Consider the following 18,087-nt stretch of genomic DNA (forward strand, 5'->3'; position numbering starts at 1 on the left):
CAGCACGTCAAACTGCTGGCCTTTCTGACAACAGGTCGGCTCAGCCGATGTGAAAATAAGAAGATCGTGGAGAACAACAATGAGCGCAAATGCGGAGAATACCAACCCGCAGCAACCGGCCAACAAGAAAGGCAAACGTAAGAGCGCCCTTCTTCTGTTGACCTTGCTCTTTATTATTATTGCCGTGGCATATGGGATCTATTGGTTTTTAGTATTGCGTCATGCTGAAGAGACTGACGATGCATACGTGGCAGGGAACCAGGTTCAAATTATGGCGCAGGTGTCGGGCAGCGTGACGAAAGTCTGGGCTGACAATACCGACTTTGTGCAAAAAGGGGATGTGCTGGTCACGCTCGATCCGACCGACGCCCAACAGGCATTCGAAAAAGCACAGACAGAGCTGGCCTCCAGCGTCCGTCAAACTCGCCAGCTGATGATCAACAGCAAACAGCTTCAGGCCAGCATCGACGTGCAGAAAACCGCACTGGCGCAGGCGCAGAGCGACCTCAATCGTCGTGTTCCTCTCGGCACCGCCAACCTGATTGGCCGTGAAGAGCTGCAGCACGCCCGCGACGCCGTTGCCAGCGCGCAGGCTCAGCTGGACGTGGCGATCCAACAGTACAACGCCAACCAGGCGATGGTGCTGGGCACCAGTCTGGAAAACCAGCCAGCCGTTAAGCAGGCGGCGACCGAAGTGCGTAACGCATGGCTTGCCCTGCAGCGTACCAAAATCGTCAGCCCGATGACCGGCTACGTCTCCCGTCGTTCCGTGCAGCCAGGCGCGCAGATTGGCACCACGACGCCACTGATGGCGGTCGTTCCCGCGAACAATCTGTGGGTGGATGCGAACTTCAAAGAGACGCAGCTTGCGCATATGCGTATCGGCCAGACCGCAACCGTTATCAGCGACATCTACGGCGATGACGTGAAGTACACCGGTAAAGTGGTCGGTCTGGACATGGGGACCGGCAGCGCCTTCTCCCTGCTGCCTGCGCAGAACGCCACCGGTAACTGGATCAAAGTGGTGCAGCGTCTGCCGGTGCGTATCGAGCTGGATGCCAAACAGCTGGCGGATCACCCGCTGCGTATCGGTCTTTCCACGCTGGTGACGGTCGACACCGCCAACCGCGACGGTCAGATCCTCGCAAGCCAGGTGCGCAGCAGCCCGGCTTATGAAAGTAACGCCCGTGAAATTAGCCTCGATCCGGTCAACAAGCTGATCGATGACATCGTGAAGGCAAACGCCGGTTAATCCGAAGGTGAGCGTTATGCAACAGCAAAAGCCGCAAAAACCGCTGGAAGGCGCGCAGCTGGTCATTATGACCATTGCGCTGTCTCTGGCGACATTCATGCAGGTGCTGGACTCCACCATCGCAAACGTGGCGATCCCGACTATCGCCGGGAACCTTGGCTCATCGCTGAGCCAGGGAACCTGGGTCATTACCTCGTTCGGGGTGGCAAACGCCATCTCCATTCCGATCACCGGCTGGCTGGCGAAGCGCGTCGGTGAAGTGAAGCTGTTCCTGTGGTCAACGGTATTGTTCGTTCTCGCCTCCTGGGCGTGCGGCATGTCCAACAGCCTGACGATGCTGATTTTCTTCCGCGTCATTCAGGGGATTGTGGCCGGGCCGTTGATTCCGCTGTCGCAGAGTTTACTGCTGAACAACTACCCACCCGCCAAACGCTCCATTGCGCTGGCGCTGTGGTCAATGACCGTAATTGTCGCGCCGATTTGCGGACCGATTCTCGGTGGCTACATCAGCGATAACTACCACTGGGGCTGGATCTTCTTTATCAACGTACCGATTGGTGCGCTGGTCGTGTTGATGACCCTGCAGTCTCTGCGCGGTCGCGAAACGCGTACCGAGCAGCGGCGAATTGATGGCGTGGGGCTGGCGTTGCTGGTCGTCGGCATTGGTAGCCTGCAGATCATGCTCGACCGGGGTAAAGAGCTGGACTGGTTTGCCTCGTCGGAAATCATCGTCCTCACGGTCGTTGCCGTGGTCGCTATCAGCTTCCTGATTGTGTGGGAACTGACGGACGACAACCCAATAGTCGACCTGTCGCTGTTTAAGTCGCGAAACTTCACCATCGGCTGTCTGTGTATCAGCCTCGCCTACATGCTCTACTTCGGCGCGATCGTTCTGCTGCCGCAGCTGTTGCAGGAGGTATACGGCTATACCGCGACCTGGGCGGGGCTGGCCTCTGCGCCAGTGGGGTTAATACCGGTTCTGCTGTCGCCGATTATTGGTCGTTTCGCCCATAAGCTCGACATGCGCAGGCTGGTCACGTTCAGCTTCATCATGTACGCCGTCTGCTTCTACTGGCGCGCGTATACGTTCGAACCGGGAATGGACTTTGGCGCGTCCGCGTGGCCGCAGTTTATTCAGGGCTTTGCCGTGGCGTGCTTCTTTATGCCACTGACCACCATTACGCTTTCCGGCTTACCGCCTGAGCGCATGGCGGCGGCGTCGAGCCTGTCGAACTTTACCCGAACGCTGGCGGGCTCCATCGGGACGTCGATCACCACGACGCTGTGGACCAACCGGGAATCATTGCACCATGCGCAGTTGACCGAAGCGGTGAACCCGTTCAACCCGAATGCTCAGCAGATGTATAGCCAGCTGGAGGGAATGGGGATGACGGAGCAGCAGGCGTCCGGCTGGATTGCTCAGCAGATCACCAACCAGGGGCTGATTATCTCGGCCAACGAGATTTTCTGGATATCGGCGGGGATCTTTATCGTCCTGCTGGGGCTGGTGTGGTTTGCTAAACCCCCGTTTGGTGCCGGTAGCGGCGGCGGTGGGGCGCACTAGTCTTGTGCGCAGGATGCCGGGTGGCGGCTACGCCTTACCCGGCCTACGATAACCGGGCCATCATTCGTAGGCCCGGTAAGCGTAGCGCCACCGGGCAACCGCCCCGGCTGTCCAGTACGCGACAGCGATTGTCAGTTTCGATAAAGCATCGCGCCTGAAATCAATTCACGATAGTGAAAAGACAACAGGAGCGCATCATGCTGAACACACCCGCCGACAAGTACCAACCCTATCCCACGCTTTCCCTGCCCGACCGCCGCTGGCCGGAGCAACGCATCACCCGCGCGCCGCGCTGGCTCTCAACCGACTTACGCGACGGCAACCAGGCGCTTGCCGAGCCGATGGACAGCGCGCGCAAGCTGCAGTTCTGGAACCTGCTGCTGGGCTGCGGATTCAAAGAGATTGAGGTGGCCTTCCCGTCCGCTTCCCAGACCGACTTCAATTTTGTGCGCCAGCTGATTGAAGAAAACCGCATTCCGGATGACGTCACGATTCAGGTGTTAACCCAGGCGCGGGAAGATCTCATCCGTCGCACCTTTGAATCCCTGCGCGGTGCGAAACAGGCCACCGTCCATCTGTATAACGCCACCGCCCCGCTGTTTCGCCGCCTGGTGTTCGGCATGGAGAAAGCGCAAGTCGTCGAGCTGGCAACGCGCGCCACGCGCCTTATTCGTCAGCTGTGTGAAGAGAACCCGGATACCCGCTGGCAGTACGAGTACTCCCCGGAGACCTTCTGCTTTACCGAGCCAGAGTTTGCGCTGGAGATTTGTGAAGCGGTGGCGGAGATCTGGCAGCCGTGCGATGCGCGGCCAATGGTGATTAATTTACCCGCTACCGTCGAAGTGAGCACGCCGAACGTCTACGCCGATCAGATCGAGTATTTCTGCCGCCACTTCAGCCGCCGCCGCGATGTCTGCATCAGCGTGCATCCGCATAACGACCGCGGCACAGGCGTCGCCAGCGCGGAGCTGGCCGTGATGGCAGGCGCAGACCGCGTGGAGGGCTGCCTGTTTGGCAACGGCGAGCGCACGGGCAACGTCTGCCTGGTGACGCTGGCGATGAATCTCTACAGCCAGGGCGTTAGCCCGAATCTGGACTTTAGCGACATGAACCACGTAGTGGAAGTGGTGGAAGCCTGTAACCAGCTGCCAGTGCATCCGCGCCATCCGTGGGCGGGGCGGCTGGCCTATACCGCCTTCTCCGGCTCGCACCAGGACGCGATCAAAAAAGGCTTTGATGCCCGTCAGCCTGGCGAGCGCTGGGAGATGCCCTATCTGCCCGTCGATCCGCAGGATATCGGCTGTACCTATGAAGCGGTGATCCGCGTGAACAGCCAGTCGGGCAAAAGCGGCAGCGCGTGGCTCATCGAACAGAACCATGGCCTGAAATTACCCCGCGCCCTGCAGCAGGATTTCAGCCAGCACGTGCAGCAGGAAACCGATCGCCACGGAAAAGAGATGACGCAGAATGCGCTGTGGCAGCTGTTCCGCACCCGCTACGGCCTGGTGGCAACGCCGCCGTTTGCGCTGCAATCCTACCGCAGCGACAGCCAGCAGGACGGCCAGCTGCACTTAACGGCCAGCGTCGCCACGCAGGGAGGAACGCGCCAGCTTGAGGGTCAGGGTAACGGTCTGCTTTCTGCCGCCGCTCAGGGCTTAAGCCGCTGGGTCAACGCCCCGTTCGTGATTAAGGATTACCACGAGCATACGTTAGGCGAACGCAGCGACAGCCGATCGGTGGCCTACATCCGCTGCCTGTTCCAGGACGGCAGCAGCCGCTGGGGCGTGGGCATTGACAGCGACGTGGCGCGCGCATCGCTTCAGGCGCTGTTCAACGCCGTCAGTCGTTCTTAAAGTAATCGCTGGGTGAAGTTCCCATCACCCGGCGGAACATCGCCGTAAAGGCGCTGTGACTGCCGTAACCCAGATCCAGCGCCACACGCAGCACCGGCTGTCCCTGCGCCAGCCGCACTAAGGCTTCCAGCAGGCGCGCCCTTCTCACCCACTCACCGTAGCTTAATCCCGTCTGCTGCTGAAAATGGCGGTTCAGGGTACGCTCGCTCATCCCTACCATGCTCGCGGCCTGCGCGCTGCTCCAGCTTTCCCCCGCGTTTTGCCGGATTTGCAGACACAGATGGCGTAATGCCTCACTTTCTGGCTCCGGCAGATAAAACGGCAATGCCGGCATCATGCGGATTTCATCGAGGATCAGCTCATAGACCCGTTCATCCCGGCTGCCGGGTGAGTACGATTCAGGTAACGCAAGGGAGACGAGGATCAGCTCGCGCAACAGCGGCGTGATCTGCACGATCTGGCAGGTGGCCGGGAGATCGGCGCGCGCCAGCGGATCGATAAACAGCGTGCGGGCTGCGACATTGCCGGTGATTCGAAGAGAGTGCTGTGTCCCCGCAGGGAGCCAGACGCCGCGACCGGGCGGCACCACCCAGCAGCCGGATACGGTATCGACCCGCACCACGCCAGTCAGGCTGTGCAACAGCTGAGCGCAGTCGTGCTGGTGCCACGGCTCGCTGTCGCCGTGAACGTAATCATGGGCAAACGGAACGAGGGGGCGATGGGTAAAGGAAAAGGTTGCGGTTGTGGTCATGGGGTTAAACCACTCTCACCCTACCCTCTCCCTGAGGGAGAGGGAAAAGGTGCACTAGATGTGCAGTTCCTGCAGTTTTTCTTTTGGCAGGGCCAGCTCATCGTTGCTGTTCACGCGAACGTCGCGTTCGATGATGTGGCGCGCGATTTCCTGCGCTTCTTCCAGAGAGTGCATCTGGTAAGTCCCGCACTGGTAAACGTTCAGCTCAGGGATCTGGTTCTGCTCTTTCACCTTCAGCACGTCTTCCATCGCCGCTTTCCACGCATCTGCAACGCGCGTCTCGTCAGGCACACCAATCAGGCTCATGTAGAAACCGGTACGGCAGCCCATCGGAGAGATATCGATGATCTCAACGCCGTTGCCGTTCAGGTGGTCGCGCATGAAACCGGCGAACAGGTGCTCCAGCGTGTGAATGCCTTTCTCTGGCATCACTTCTTTATTTGGCACGCAGAAACGCAGATCGAAAACGGTGATCGTGTCGCCGTGCGGGGTGTGCATGGTCTTCGCCACGCGGACTGCAGGTGCTTCCATACGGGTATGGTCGACAGTAAAGCTATCTAATAACGGCATACGTCACCTCCGATAGTGATTTTTTTTAAAATAAACTGAACTCTTCTACAGAATGCGCGTCTGAGTATATGAAAGACGCGCATTTGTTATCATCATCCCTGAATTCAGAGATGTATATTTTGGCCACAGCGATGTGGCCTTTTTCTTTTTCAGCTCAAGCCTGCTTCGCCAGAAACGCTTCAAACGACTCCGTATCCGCCGCCTCGACCTCTTTCTGACGCACAACGGACGCATCGCGTTCCGCCACAAAATCCGCTTCGCTCAGCACTTCTAACGGCTCCTGCATCAGCATCTCACGGTACTCCGCTGAGAGTGAACGCCCCGTGCCGCCAATGCCCTGATCAATCATAGAACGCAGAATGCGTGCTGAGAACGTCAGTTCAGGATTATCAAAGCTTTCAACCAGCTGGTCGCAAACGGCCTGATACGCTTCACCACCGTATACGCTGTCCATCGTCTGGGCCACGCGCTTCAGGTCGTGGAACAGATCTTTACCCACCTTAGCGAGCGGGAACTGTGCCGTTTCACAGCCGATGCCTAACGTCAGGCCAGGCTTGCGCCCTTCCAGAATCACGCGATTCCAGTTGGTACGGGTACAAAGCAGTTCGTCTGAACTCATTTCCGGCGCATCCGCCAGCACGCACCAGACCATAAACAGATCGAGGAAGCGAACCTGCTGCTCGTCGACGCCAATCGGCGAGAACGGGTTGATATCCAGCGAGCGTACTTCAATGTATTCAATCCCGCCGCGCTGCAGCGCGTCCGACGGCGTTTCACCGCTGCGTGTAACGCGTTTCGGACGAATCGGTGCATACAGCTCGTTTTCAATCTGCAGCACGTTACTGTTGATTTGCAGACGCTTGCCGTCTTTTTCGAGGCCGATTTTCTCGTACTCTTCGGACGGGGTTTTGATCGCCCGCTTCAATCCTGCCACATACTCGTGCAAATCGTTAAACGTAATACCGAGATTGCTTTGCGATTTATTGGTATAGCCAAGGTCGCTCAGGCGCAGAGAGGTCGCGTAGGGCAGGTAATACATCCCGCACTCGGTTTTTTCGAACGGCAGCGTGGTCGGTTTTCCCTGCAGGAAGGAAGAACAGATCGCCGGAGAAGCACCAAACAGATACGGAATGATCCAGCCAAAACGATAGTAGTTGCGAATCAGGCGGAAGTAGCCCGCTGAGATCGCGTCTTTATCGGTTTCACCGCATTTTGCCTGCCAGAACGCCATTGGCAGTGAGAAGTTGTAATGAACGCCTGAAATCGTCTGCATCAACGCGCCGTAGCGGTTTTTCAACCCTTCGCGATAAAGCGTCTTCAGTTGACCGATATTGGACGTGCCGTATTGTGCCAGCTCAATCTCCTGCCCCTGCTCGATATAGCACGGCATGCTGAGCGGCCACATGCGCTCATCGCCCATGTTACGGGCAGTAAAGCGATGAATGTCACGCAAAATGGAAAGCATATGATCAACATCACCTTCCACCGGCGTGATGAATTCCAGCAGCGCCTCAGCAAAATCGGTTGTGATCCATTTATGTGTCAGCGCCGAGCCTAACGCCTTCGGGTGACCCGTCGTCGCTAAGCTACCGTCCGCGTTAACGCGCAGCGTTTCACGCTCAAGACCACGCTGAATACCCTTCAGAGCCTGAGGGTGGTTTTCCAGCCAGGCCAGCGCCTGAGATACGTCCGGGATCAAATTGACCTCCCGCCTGTCAAAGTAATGTTACTCAGCATAATTGTAATGGTTGACGATTGAAGGTCGCGTATTCATTCCACCAATTAGTGCCACCACGTCATACCCTGTAGTGTTGCCCACGCCACGAGAACATAGCGCAACGCCTTGCCAAGGCACAAAAAAAAGAGCACCGGTCCCCAGGAGATGCGCATCCATCCCGCCAGCAGACACAGTAAATCGCCTATTACAGGCATCCAGCTTAATAACAGCGTGGCAGCGCCATAGCGTTTTAGCCAGCCGACTGCCTTTTCCTGCCAGCGCGACTTTTCGCGCAGCGGAAAGAAACGCCCAAGAATAACGTTAGTCAGCCCCCCAAGGCTATTACCCATTGTTGCTATTAATACGAGCAACCAGGGCTGACTCACGCCGGACAACAGCATCGCCACCAGTACCACTTCCGAATTTCCCGGTAATAGCGTGGCGCTTAAAAAACTGCTGGCGAATAATGAAGCGAGTGACAGCGCGTCACTCACAGTAAGCGCACATCCACCGCGTCCATTCCGGCATCACGCGCGGCCTGGATACCGAAATCGGCATCTTCAAACACAACGCATTTTGCCGCCGGGACGCCCATTAACTCTGCGCAGAGCAGGAAGGTGTCCGGTGCGGGCTTGTGATGTTTAACATGATCGGCGGCAACCACGGCAGAAAAATAGTGGCGAAGGCCAAGATGGTTGAGTAATGCCTCAGCAATCGCACTTTCGCTACCCGTTCCTACCGACATCGGACGACGCCCGTGCCACTCTTTTACCACGTCAATCAGCGGCAGAGGGCGTACGGTATCTAAAAGCATGGCTTTTACCGCATCGGTTTTTTCACGTGCGAGCAGGTGCGGGTCGAGATCGGCCTGATTCAGTTCAATCACGGCCTGCGCAATACGCCAGGTGGGGGATCCGTTGAGGGCAATCATCGCCTGAAGGTCGAAACGCATACCGTAGCGGCCCAGAACGTCAGTCCAGGCTTTACGATGCGTAGGTTCGGTATCCAGAAGAGTGCCATCCATATCGAAGATCAAACCGTCATACTGTGCGTACATCGTGCTCTCGCTAACCGATTAACAAAGCATTACTTTATCGTAAATGGTGGTTTTTGTCGCTGATTGCGAAGTGATAACTACGAGAGTGATTAAGAACTAAACATCGAAGGGAATAACAGAAGAGATGGTGCATCCGGGAGGATTACTCGGCTTACGCCTCGCCCTGCGGGCCGTTACTGAAGCAACGTTATCCTCCCTGGTGCTTGCGGTTAACTCGCAGACCTTGAAACAACAGCGTTGCTATTATCTCGGAGAATATGGTGCATCCGGGAGGATTCGAACCTCCGACCGCTCGGTTCGTAGCCGAGTACTCTATCCAGCTGAGCTACGGATGCATCAGGGAAATGCTTTAGAAACAGTAAATGGTGCATCCGGGAGGATTCGAACCTCCGACCGCTCGGTTCGTAGCCGAGTACTCTATCCAGCTGAGCTACGGATGCATCAGGGAACTGCTTTCAGAAATAGTAAATGGTGCATCCGGGAGGATTCGAACCTCCGACCGCTCGGTTCGTAGCCGAGTACTCTATCCAGCTGAGCTACGGATGCATCGGGATTTACTACTGTACTGCTCGATATTCATATCACTTCTAAAGCAATATGAAGTAATAGATGGTGCATCCGGGAGGATTCGAACCTCCGACCGCTCGGTTCGTAGCCGAGTACTCTATCCAGCTGAGCTACGGATGCAAAATGGCGGTGAGGCGGGGATTCGAACCCCGGATGCAGCTTTTGACCGCATACTCCCTTAGCAGGGGAGCGCCTTCAGCCTCTCGGCCACCTCACCACACAACGCCTCTTTCGAGTGCTTCGAGTAACTCGTTAAGAGCTTCTCGTCGCTGCGTGGCGCATATATTACTTTCTGGGACTTATAAGTCAAACAATTTTCCACAACCTTTTATCGTTTGCACAAATCGCACGCAATTCGCATGTAAAAGCCGCAAAGAGGGTGTTTTATAAGCGGATTTTGCAGACATCTTCACAGAAAACTCTTGTGAGAAACACGCAGTCAGGGCGAGATAAGAGTGAGGGAGTGGTTAAAAACAGAGCGATTGAAATAGAACGGTAACTTTATGCAGGAAAAATGGCAGGAGGGTTGCGTCTCGCCCGACAGCGAGACGCGACAATATCAGTAACTGGACTGCTGGGATTTTTCAGCCTGGATACGCTGGTAGATCTCTTCACGGTGGACAGATACTTCTTTAGGAGCGTTAACACCAATACGTACCTGGTTACCCTTTACCCCTAAAACTGTCACGGTGACCTCATCCCCAATCATGAGGGTCTCACCAACTCGACGAGTCAGAATCAGCATTCTTTGCTCCTTGAAAGATTAAAAGAGTCGGGTCTCTTGTATCCCGGCATTATCCATCATATAACGCCAAAAAGTAAGCGATGACAAACACGTAAAGTGTAAGCAGTCACGGCATCACATTCTGTTAAACGTAAGTTTAGCCGATATACACAAACTCAACCTGACTTTATCGTTATCGATAGCGCAGTGAACAAGACGCCATAACGTTACCGCTATGGCGTCTGCTTGTGCTTTGTAGTTATTACAGTTTCGCGCTTACCCAGCTTTCAACGCTGGCCAATGCCGCAGGAAGTGCCGCCGCATCCGTACCACCGGCTTGCGCCATGTCCGGACGACCGCCACCTTTGCCACCCACCTGCTGGGCGACCATACCAATCAGTTCCCCTGCTTTGACGCGGTCGGTCACATCCTTAGAGACGCCCGCAATCAGAGAAACCTTACCTTCTGCCACTGTCGCCAGCACGATAACGGTAGAACCAAGCTGGTTCTTGAGATCGTCGACCATAGTGCGCAGCATCTTAGGCTCAACGCCCGCCAGATCGCTGACCAGCAGTTTGACGCCCTTAATGTCTACAGCCTTGCTGGAGAGGTTTGCACTCTCCTGCGCCGCAGCCTGCTCTTTCAGCTGCTGCAGCTCTTTTTCCAGCTGACGCGTGCGATCCAGCGCAACGCGCACTTTCTCGCCCAGGTTCTGGCTATCGCCTTTCAGCAGCTGCGCGATGTCGTGCAGCTGATCGCTCTGCGCATGCAGGCTGGCGATTGCGCCTTCACCGGTCACCGCTTCAATACGACGCACACCTGCCGCCGTACCTGATTCGGAAACAATGCGGAACAGGCCGATGTCGCCGGTGCGCGATGCGTGCGTGCCGCCACACAGCTCGGTAGAGAAGTCGCCCATGCTCAGCACGCGAACGCGGTCGTCATATTTCTCGCCAAACAGCGCCATCGCACCTTTTTTCTTCGCGTCCTCGAGCTCCATGATGTGGGTCTCGATTGGCAGGTTACGACGGATCTGCGCGTTCACCAGATCTTCCACCGCGCGGATTTCAGACGGTTTCATCGCTTCAAAATGCGAGAAGTCGAAACGCAGCACTTTGTCGTTAACCAGAGAACCTTTCTGTGCAACGTGGGTACCCAGCACGTCGCGCAGGGCAGCGTGCATCAGGTGGGTTGCAGAGTGGTTCAGACGAATGCGCGCGCGGCGTACTTCATCAACGTTAGCCTGTACGCCCTCGCCCACTTTCAGAGAACCGGAAACCAGTTTGCCCTGGTGACCAATCGCCTGACCGTATTTCTGGGTGTCGCTAACGCTGAAGCTAAAGCCGTTGCCTTTCAGTTCGCCCTTATCGCCAACCTGGCCGCCGGATTCCGCGTAGAACGGCGTTTTGTCCAGAATGACAACCGCATCCTGACCCGCGCTGATGCTGTCCACGGCTTTACCGTCAACAAACAGGGCGGTCACTTTGCCGGTTAGTTCCAGTGCTTCATAGCCTTTGAATTCTGATGCGCCGTCAACGCGGATCATCGCGTTATAGTCTGCGCCGAAACCGCTGGATTCACGCGCACGACGACGCTGTTCTTCCATCGCGGCTTCGAAGCCTGCTTCGTCAACTTTGATGTTGCGCTCGCGGCAGACGTCTGCCGTCAGGTCAACCGGGAAGCCGTAGGTGTCGTACAGGCGGAAAGCGGTTTCGCCATCCAGCGTGTCGCCTTTAAGCTTCGCCAGCTCTTCGTCCAGCAGCGCCAGACCGCGCTCCAGGGTACGAGCAAACTGTTCTTCTTCAGTTTTCAGAACCTGTTCAACCTGCGCCTGCTGGCGTTTCAGCTCGTCACCGGCCGCACCCATCACGCCAATCAGTGGCCCAACGAGTTTATAGAAGAAGGTATCCTTCGCGCCCAGCATGTTGCCGTGACGGATAGCACGACGAATGATGCGACGCAGCACGTAGCCACGGTTTTCATTCGACGGGATAACGCCGTCGGCAATCAGGAACGCGCAGGAACGAATGTGGTCTGCGATAACGCGCAGCGATTTGTTGCTGAGGTCGGTCGCACCGGTCACTTCTGCAACGGACTTGATCAGCGTGCTGAACAGGTCAATGTCATAGTTGGAGTTAACGTGCTGCAGCACTGCGGCAATACGTTCCAGACCCATACCGGTATCAACGGACGGCTTCGGCAGCGGCTCCATGGTACCGTCAGCCTGACGGTTGAACTGCATGAAGACGATGTTCCAGATCTCGATGTAGCGGTCGCCATCTTCTTCAGCGCTTCCCGGAGGGCCGCCCCAGATGTGGTCGCCGTGATCGTAGAAGATCTCGGTGCACGGACCGCAAGGACCGGTATCCCCCATCTGCCAGAAGTTGTCAGACGCATAAGGTGCGCCTTTATTATCGCCGATACGAATAATACGTTCGCGTGGGATACCGACTTCTTTTTCCCAGATTTCGAACGCTTCGTCATCGGTTTCGTAAACGGTAACCCACAGACGCTCTTTCGGCAGGTTGAACCAGTTTTCACCGGTCAGCAGTTCCCATGCGTACTGGATAGCATCGTGTTTGAAGTAGTCGCCGAAGCTGAAGTTACCCAGCATTTCGAAGAACGTATGGTGGCGCGCGGTGTAACCGACGTTTTCCAGGTCGTTGTGTTTACCGCCCGCACGCACGCAACGCTGTGAGGTTGTGGCGCGGGAATAATTACGCTTGTCGAGACCAAGGAAAACATCCTTGAACTGGTTCATCCCGGCGTTGGTAAACAGCAGAGTCGGATCATTGTTCGGTACCAGGGAGCTGCTGGCAACAACCTGGTGTCCCTTACTATGGAAAAAGTCGAGAAACGCCTGACGGATCTCAGCGGTGCTCTTGCTCATAATTATCCTGAAATCAAGCTAACGAAATGTCGCAGCAGGTCTGTATCGGTAAACCGTTGGACAGACCAGCTACTGGAAAAAGTGGGAATAAGATAAGTTTTCTTGGGTGGGAAGTAAAATCCCGCATGCGTTCAATCGGCAAAATTACGCCAGATATCCTGAATATCTTCCATCAGAAAGCCGCGGTAGAGCAAAAAGCGTTGGATTTTGACTTTTTCTGAAAATTCACGCGGCAGCGGTTCGCCGTATTTCCGAATCGCCTGTTCTTTTGCCAGTTCGCACCAGTCGGTATCGCATTCGCGCATCGCTTTTTCAATCGATTCACGGGCAACCCCTTTCTGGTTCAGCTCCTGCCGAATGCGCGCGGGCCCGTATCCTTTGCGGCCACGGCTGGCGAGAAAGCGGGAAGCAAAGCGCTCGTCGTCAAGATAGTGATGCTCATAGCACCAGGCGATCACGCGGTCGTAATCTTCTGCTGTGGCATCAATGTCTTCCGGCCCGTTTTTGCTCATCACGGGTGCAGACAGTTTTCGCCGTAGCTCTTGTTCGCTGTGGTCACGCACGGCAAGGATGCGCACCGCGCGGTCCAGCAAGCGCGCGTAGGCGGGTCGACGTGATGTGGATTCACTCATAAAAAAAACCTGCAGATTCAGAAATGCAAAAAGGGCCGCATCAGCAGCCCTTCATCTTTACACGAGAGACTTAAAAGTCTTCGTTGGTTTCTTCAGCATCCGCAGCATCCACCACGAAATCAGGTTTGGAGTCCTGGTTATTCAGCAGAAGCTCACGCACCTTCTTCTCAATCTCTTTCGCTGCAGCCGGGTTCTCTTTCAGCCAGGAGATAGCATTCGCTTTACCCTGACCAATTTTGTCACCGTTGTAGCTATACCATGCGCCCGCTTTTTCAATCAGCTTTTCTTTCACGCCCAGGTCAACCAGCTCGCCGAGGAAGTTGATGCCTTCGCCGTAGAGGATCTGGAACTCAGCCTGTTTAAACGGCGCGGCGATTTTGTTCTTCACAACCTTCACGCGGGTTTCGCTACCGACCACGTTCTCGCCCTCTTTCACCGCGCCGATACGGCGGATATCCAGACGGACAGAGGCGTAGAATTTCAGGGCGTTACCACCGGTAGTGGTTTCCGGGTTACCGAACATCACACCAATTTTCATACGGATCTGGTTGATGAAGATCAGCAGCGTGTTGGACTGCTTCAGGTTACCGGCCAGCTTACGCATCGCCTGGCTCATCATACGTGCCGCGAGGCCCATGTGAGAGTCACCGATTTCACCTTCGATTTCCGCTTTTGGCGTCAGTGCCGCAACGGAGTCGACGATGATCACGTCAACCGCACCAGAACGCGCCAGCGCGTCACAAATTTCAAGGGCCTGCTCGCCGGTATCCGGCTGGGAACACAGCAGGTTGTCGATATCAACACCCAGTTTACGGGCATAGACAGGGTCCAGCGCGTGCTCAGCATCGATAAACGCACAGGTTTTACCTTCGCGCTGCGCCGCTGCAACAACCTGCAGGGTCAGGGTGGTTTTACCCGAGGATTCCGGTCCGTAGATTTCTACGATACGGCCCATTGGCAAACCGCCAGCGCCCAGTGCAATATCCAGAGAAAGCGAACCGGTGGAGATAGTTTCCACGTCCATGGAACGGTCTTCACCCAGGCGCATGATGGAGCCTTTACCGAATTGCTTTTCGATCTGGCCCAGTGCTGCCGCCAACGCTTTCTGTTTGTTCTCGTCGATAGCCATTATTACTCCTGTCATGCCGGGAGAAGCGACTGCGCTTCACCGTGGATTTCTGTTCTGTTGGTGCAATTATACTGTATGGTCATACAGTATCAAGTATTTTGTAGAAATTGTTGCCAGAGCGTTTTCAATGCGTATTCCGTTGCCTGGCGACGTACGCTTTCGCGGTCGCCGCTGAAGCACTCCCGGCGGGTGATCCCCTCGCCTTTGGCGGTGGCAAAACCAAACCAGACGGTGCCGACAGGCTTCACGTCGCTGCCGCCGTCCGGGCCCGCAATGCCGCTAATGGAAATCGCGTAATCTGCCCGCGCCTCTTTCAGCGCGCCAATGGCCATCTCAATCACCACCGGTTCGCTCACCGCGCCATGCTGTTCGAGTGTCGATTCACGCACGCCAATCATCTGTGCTTTAGCTTCGTTACTGTAGGTCACAAAACCGCGTTCAAACCAGGCGGAACTCCCGGCAATGTCGGTAATCACTTTGGCAACCCAACCGCCAGTACAGGACTCTGCCGTTGTGAGGGTCGCACCACGCTGTTTCAGCGCCAACCCTACCACTTCGCTAAGCTGCATCAATTCATGGTCAGTCATTCTCGCTCCAGGCTTCGGAAAAACGTGCTGCACAAGATAGCACTTTCTCGTTAGATATGGGGATGAGCTTGCGGTTTTACGAGGGGGCTTCAGAAAAAAGCCGATGCAGGCGCACCGGCTCTGGACATGTTATTTCATGCTGTTCGCAATCGTATCGACATTGTGACGAAACGCCTTAACGTAGGTATCTGCTACGCCGCCTTTTGACGACAGCGCTTCCGGGTAGAGTTCGCCGCCCGGCTGCGCACCCGTGGCGCTGGCAATCTGTTTCACCAGTCGCGGGTCAAGCTGGTTTTCCATAAACCAGGTTTTTACGCCGTCGGCTTTTATCTGATTAATGATCTCAGCCACCTGCGCCGCACTGGCCTCGCTCTCTGACGACAGCCCCTGCGGGGCAATAAACGTCACGCCGTAGGCGCGACTGAAATAGCCGAACGCATCATGGCTGGTCAGCACCTTGCGCTTATCCTTCGGGATCGCGCTAAAACGCGTTTTGGCCCAGCTATCCAGCTGGTTAAGCTGTGCGATATAGGGTTTTCCGGAAGCTTCCAGCGCAGCTTTATCTTCCGGGTCAGCTTTCACCAGCCCGTCCAGAATATTTTGTGCATACAGCGCCCCGTTCGCCGCGCTGTTCCACGCGTGCGGATCGGTCACGGTTTTTCCCTCTTCCTCAAGCGTGTGGGTTTTCACCCCGGTCGACGCCACCACCAGTTGGCCTTTAAATCCTGAGGCCTTCACCAGCCGGTCGAGCCAGCCCTCCAGCCCCAGACCGTTGACCACCACCACATCGGCCTTATTCAGCGCCGCGCTGTCTTTCGGTGACGGTTCGAAGGTATGCGGGTCGCCGTCCGGCCCTACCAGCGTCGTCACTTTCACGTGGTCTCCTCCCACTTCCTGAGTCAAGTCACCCAATATTGAAAAACTGGTCACCACGTTGAGCGTTTTCGCCATCACACCGTGCGACATCATCCCCAGCGCGAGCGCCACAGCTAACCCTGTACGTTTCATCATTTCCCCTTGCGTTAAAAAAGCGCCCGCAGGCTGCCAGCCAGCCTGCTGCGCGTACCAAATAAAACAGAGATAAAGAACAGCGCGCTGGCGGTGAGCACGATGGATGGCCCCGCAGGCAAACTCGCCGCCCAGGAAAGGCTGAGCCCGAGCCACGCACAGAAAATACCGCTGATGCCCGCCATCAATAACAACCCAGGTAACGTGCGTACCCAGCAGCGTGCTGCCACTGCGGGAAGCATCATCAGCCCGACGGCCATCAGCGTGCCAAGCACCTGAAACCCGGCCACCAGGTTAAGCACCAGCAGCGCCAGAAACAGTCCATGCAATAAGCCAGGTAACCCGCGAGCATTCACCTGCAGCCAGGCGGTATCAAAGGCCTCTGTCACCAGCCCGCGATAGAAAATCGCCAGCGTGATAAGCGTGACGATGCATACGCCGGTGACGAACAGCGCGGCGTCGTTGTCTACCGCAAGAATGGAGCCAAACAGCAGATGCAGTAGATCGACATTCGAGCCGCGCAGCGAGACCAGCGTGACGCCCAGCGCCAGCGAGCCAAGATAAAATCCGGCAAAGCTGGCATCTTCTTTGAGCGGCGTGCGGCGGCTGACCAGACCGGCCACCAGCGCCACGGTAATTCCCGCGATAAAACCGCCAATACTCATCGCCAGCAGCGACATTCCGCTGAGCAAATACCCCACGGCGACACCCGGCAAAATGGCGTGAGAAAGCGCATCCCCCATCAGGCTCATCCGACGCAGCTGAAGAAACACGCCGAGCGCGGTGGTACTGACGGAGAGCGCCAGGCAAACCACCAGCGCGCGGCGCATAAACCCGTATTCGATAAACGGCTGGAAAAATGTATGCCAGATCATGCCACCCTCACCCGTTCGGTTTTCCACTGGGGAACGTCAGCATCCAGCCGTAAGGTTTGCGGGAAGTGGCGCGACACGCGCTCGCTGTCGTGTAAAACCGCGAGCAGCGTTTGCCCCTGCATATACATCTCCAGCATCAGGTCCATCAGCACGTTGCAGGTGGCTTCATCGACCCCGGTAAAGGGCTCATCCAGCATCACCAGCGGCGCCTGCTGCACCAGGACGCGTGCAAACAGCATGCGCTGAAACTGTCCGCCGGAGAGTTCATCGATGGTGGATAACGCCATGGATCCCAGCCCGACGCGCTCAAGCGCGCTGGCAATCCGCAACCGCGTCTCGCGACGAAAACCGGAAAAAAGCGATATGCGCGGCCAGCAGCCCATGCTTACTACGTCCTGTACGGTCAGCGGAAACTGTGCCTCCAGCGCGTGACGCTGTGCCAGCCAGCCGATTACCGGGCGCTTACCCTGCCAGCGGAAGCCGCCGCTGACGGGAGGAATAAACCCTGCCAGCGTTTTCAGCAGCGTCGATTTCCCGCAGCCGTTAGCGCCGATAATGGCGGTCATGCTCCCCCGTTCGATCACCCCCGAAAGAGGATGCGTAACGGGCTGGCGGTCATAGCCCGCGACCAGTTCGTTCATCACGATCATGGCAATGCCACCGCCCAGCGCACGGCCAGCCCGATAAAGACAACAAGCACCAGCGCCAGCAACAACCGAACGAGAGCAGACAGAGAAAAAAGGGACGTTGACATTTTGATACCGAATTAAATGTTATAACATAACAATAATGAAATGCGGTTAAGATGTAAATGGCGGGTTTGAAAAGGGAGTGTGGCGAAATGTTTCTGCAAAATTCCCCTCTCCCGTGGGAGAGGGTCAGGTTGAGGGCATCAGGCCGCACCGTGCATG

Annotated in this window: 16 protein-coding genes and 5 tRNA genes; 3 read left to right on the top strand and 18 right to left on the bottom strand. The window is 56.3% G+C overall.

Annotated features, from left to right (window positions below; genetic code table 11):
• Positions 1–79: 79 nt before the first annotated feature.
• The 3 genes from emrA to leuA all read left to right on the top strand — a co-directional run bounded on the left by emrA (position 80) and on the right by leuA (position 4,669).
• Positions 80–1,252 (top strand): multidrug efflux MFS transporter periplasmic adaptor subunit EmrA, encoded by a 1,173-nt coding sequence (emrA, locus tag AC2T6E_RS15210; RefSeq protein ID WP_042714077.1) that lies wholly within the window; start codon positions 80–82, stop codon positions 1,250–1,252.
• Positions 1,253–1,268: 16 nt separating this feature from the next.
• Entirely contained in the window at positions 1,269–2,816 is a 1,548-nt protein-coding gene (gene emrB / locus AC2T6E_RS15215) for a multidrug efflux MFS transporter permease subunit EmrB (protein WP_089601284.1), read from the top strand.
• A 197-nt stretch (positions 2,817–3,013) separates the two neighbouring features.
• Positions 3,014–4,669 (top strand): 2-isopropylmalate synthase, encoded by a 1,656-nt coding sequence (gene leuA / locus AC2T6E_RS15220; protein ID WP_431643079.1) that lies wholly within the window; start codon positions 3,014–3,016, stop codon positions 4,667–4,669.
• On the opposite strand, the gene AC2T6E_RS15225 is transcribed toward leuA, so the two are convergent.
• From AC2T6E_RS15225 to AC2T6E_RS15310, 18 genes are all read right to left on the bottom strand, one after another.
• The gene (locus AC2T6E_RS15225) at positions 4,656–5,420 is read right to left on the bottom strand and encodes an AraC family transcriptional regulator (RefSeq protein ID WP_431643081.1); all 765 of its coding nucleotides are present in this window, start codon (positions 5,418–5,420) and stop codon (positions 4,656–4,658) included. The two genes, leuA and AC2T6E_RS15225, sit on opposite strands and share 14 nt — an antisense overlap.
• Before the next feature lie 54 nt (positions 5,421–5,474).
• A complete protein-coding gene (gene luxS, locus AC2T6E_RS15230; protein ID WP_010434381.1) occupies positions 5,475–5,990 on the bottom strand; it encodes an S-ribosylhomocysteine lyase in 516 nt (171 codons plus the stop codon).
• A gap of 154 nt (positions 5,991–6,144) precedes the next feature.
• Positions 6,145–7,689: a glutamate--cysteine ligase gene (gshA, locus tag AC2T6E_RS15235; RefSeq protein WP_042716438.1), complete on the bottom strand. Its 1,545-nt coding sequence runs from the start codon at positions 7,687–7,689 to the stop codon at positions 6,145–6,147.
• A gap of 83 nt (positions 7,690–7,772) precedes the next feature.
• Complete coding sequence (locus AC2T6E_RS15240) at positions 7,773–8,201, bottom strand: YqaA family protein (protein ID WP_008499541.1); 429 nt, start codon at positions 8,199–8,201, stop codon at positions 7,773–7,775.
• On the bottom strand, positions 8,198–8,764 hold the full coding sequence (gene yqaB / locus AC2T6E_RS15245; RefSeq protein ID WP_120159325.1) for a fructose-1-phosphate/6-phosphogluconate phosphatase: 567 nt from the start codon (positions 8,762–8,764) through the stop codon (positions 8,198–8,200). The genes AC2T6E_RS15240 and yqaB overlap by 4 nt, the downstream gene beginning before the upstream one ends.
• 258 nt (positions 8,765–9,022) lie before the next feature.
• A tRNA-Arg gene (locus AC2T6E_RS15250) sits at positions 9,023–9,099 on the bottom strand.
• Positions 9,100–9,127: 28 nt separating this feature from the next.
• A tRNA-Arg gene (locus tag AC2T6E_RS15255) sits at positions 9,128–9,204 on the bottom strand.
• Positions 9,205–9,233: 29 nt separating this feature from the next.
• Positions 9,234–9,310, bottom strand: a tRNA-Arg gene (locus AC2T6E_RS15260).
• A gap of 64 nt (positions 9,311–9,374) precedes the next feature.
• Positions 9,375–9,451, bottom strand: a tRNA-Arg gene (locus AC2T6E_RS15265).
• Positions 9,452–9,455: 4 nt separating this feature from the next.
• Positions 9,456–9,548 (bottom strand) — tRNA-Ser (locus AC2T6E_RS15270).
• Between the two features lie 342 nt (positions 9,549–9,890).
• Entirely contained in the window at positions 9,891–10,076 is a 186-nt protein-coding gene (csrA, locus tag AC2T6E_RS15275; protein ID WP_000906486.1) for a carbon storage regulator CsrA, read from the bottom strand.
• A gap of 241 nt (positions 10,077–10,317) precedes the next feature.
• Positions 10,318–12,945 (bottom strand): alanine--tRNA ligase, encoded by a 2,628-nt coding sequence (gene alaS, locus AC2T6E_RS15280; RefSeq protein ID WP_464357331.1) that lies wholly within the window; start codon positions 12,943–12,945, stop codon positions 10,318–10,320.
• 131 nt (positions 12,946–13,076) lie between these two features.
• Positions 13,077–13,577, bottom strand: coding sequence for a recombination regulator RecX (gene recX / locus AC2T6E_RS15285; RefSeq protein WP_010434398.1), 501 nt, complete (start codon positions 13,575–13,577; stop codon positions 13,077–13,079).
• Positions 13,578–13,647: 70 nt separating this feature from the next.
• Positions 13,648–14,706, bottom strand: a complete 1,059-nt coding sequence (gene recA / locus AC2T6E_RS15290; RefSeq protein ID WP_028014189.1) for a recombinase RecA — start codon at positions 14,704–14,706, stop codon at positions 13,648–13,650.
• 89 nt (positions 14,707–14,795) lie between these two features.
• Positions 14,796–15,293: a nicotinamide-nucleotide amidase gene (gene pncC / locus AC2T6E_RS15295; RefSeq protein WP_042713547.1), complete on the bottom strand. Its 498-nt coding sequence runs from the start codon at positions 15,291–15,293 to the stop codon at positions 14,796–14,798.
• A 129-nt stretch (positions 15,294–15,422) separates the two neighbouring features.
• Positions 15,423–16,301, bottom strand: coding sequence for a metal ABC transporter substrate-binding protein (locus AC2T6E_RS15300; protein WP_182401774.1), 879 nt, complete (start codon positions 16,299–16,301; stop codon positions 15,423–15,425).
• Between the two features lie 14 nt (positions 16,302–16,315).
• On the bottom strand, positions 16,316–17,176 hold the full coding sequence (locus AC2T6E_RS15305) for a metal ABC transporter permease (RefSeq protein WP_010434409.1): 861 nt from the start codon (positions 17,174–17,176) through the stop codon (positions 16,316–16,318).
• Positions 17,173–17,826 carry a metal ABC transporter ATP-binding protein gene (locus AC2T6E_RS15310; protein ID WP_182401285.1) on the bottom strand — a complete coding sequence of 218 codons (654 nt, stop codon included), beginning with the start codon at positions 17,824–17,826 and terminating at the stop codon, positions 17,173–17,175. Before AC2T6E_RS15310 ends, AC2T6E_RS15305 begins: the two co-directional genes overlap by 4 nt.
• Positions 17,827–18,087: the final 261 nt, after the last annotated feature.

This window comes from Enterobacter sp. B79-1, assembly GCF_057444735.1.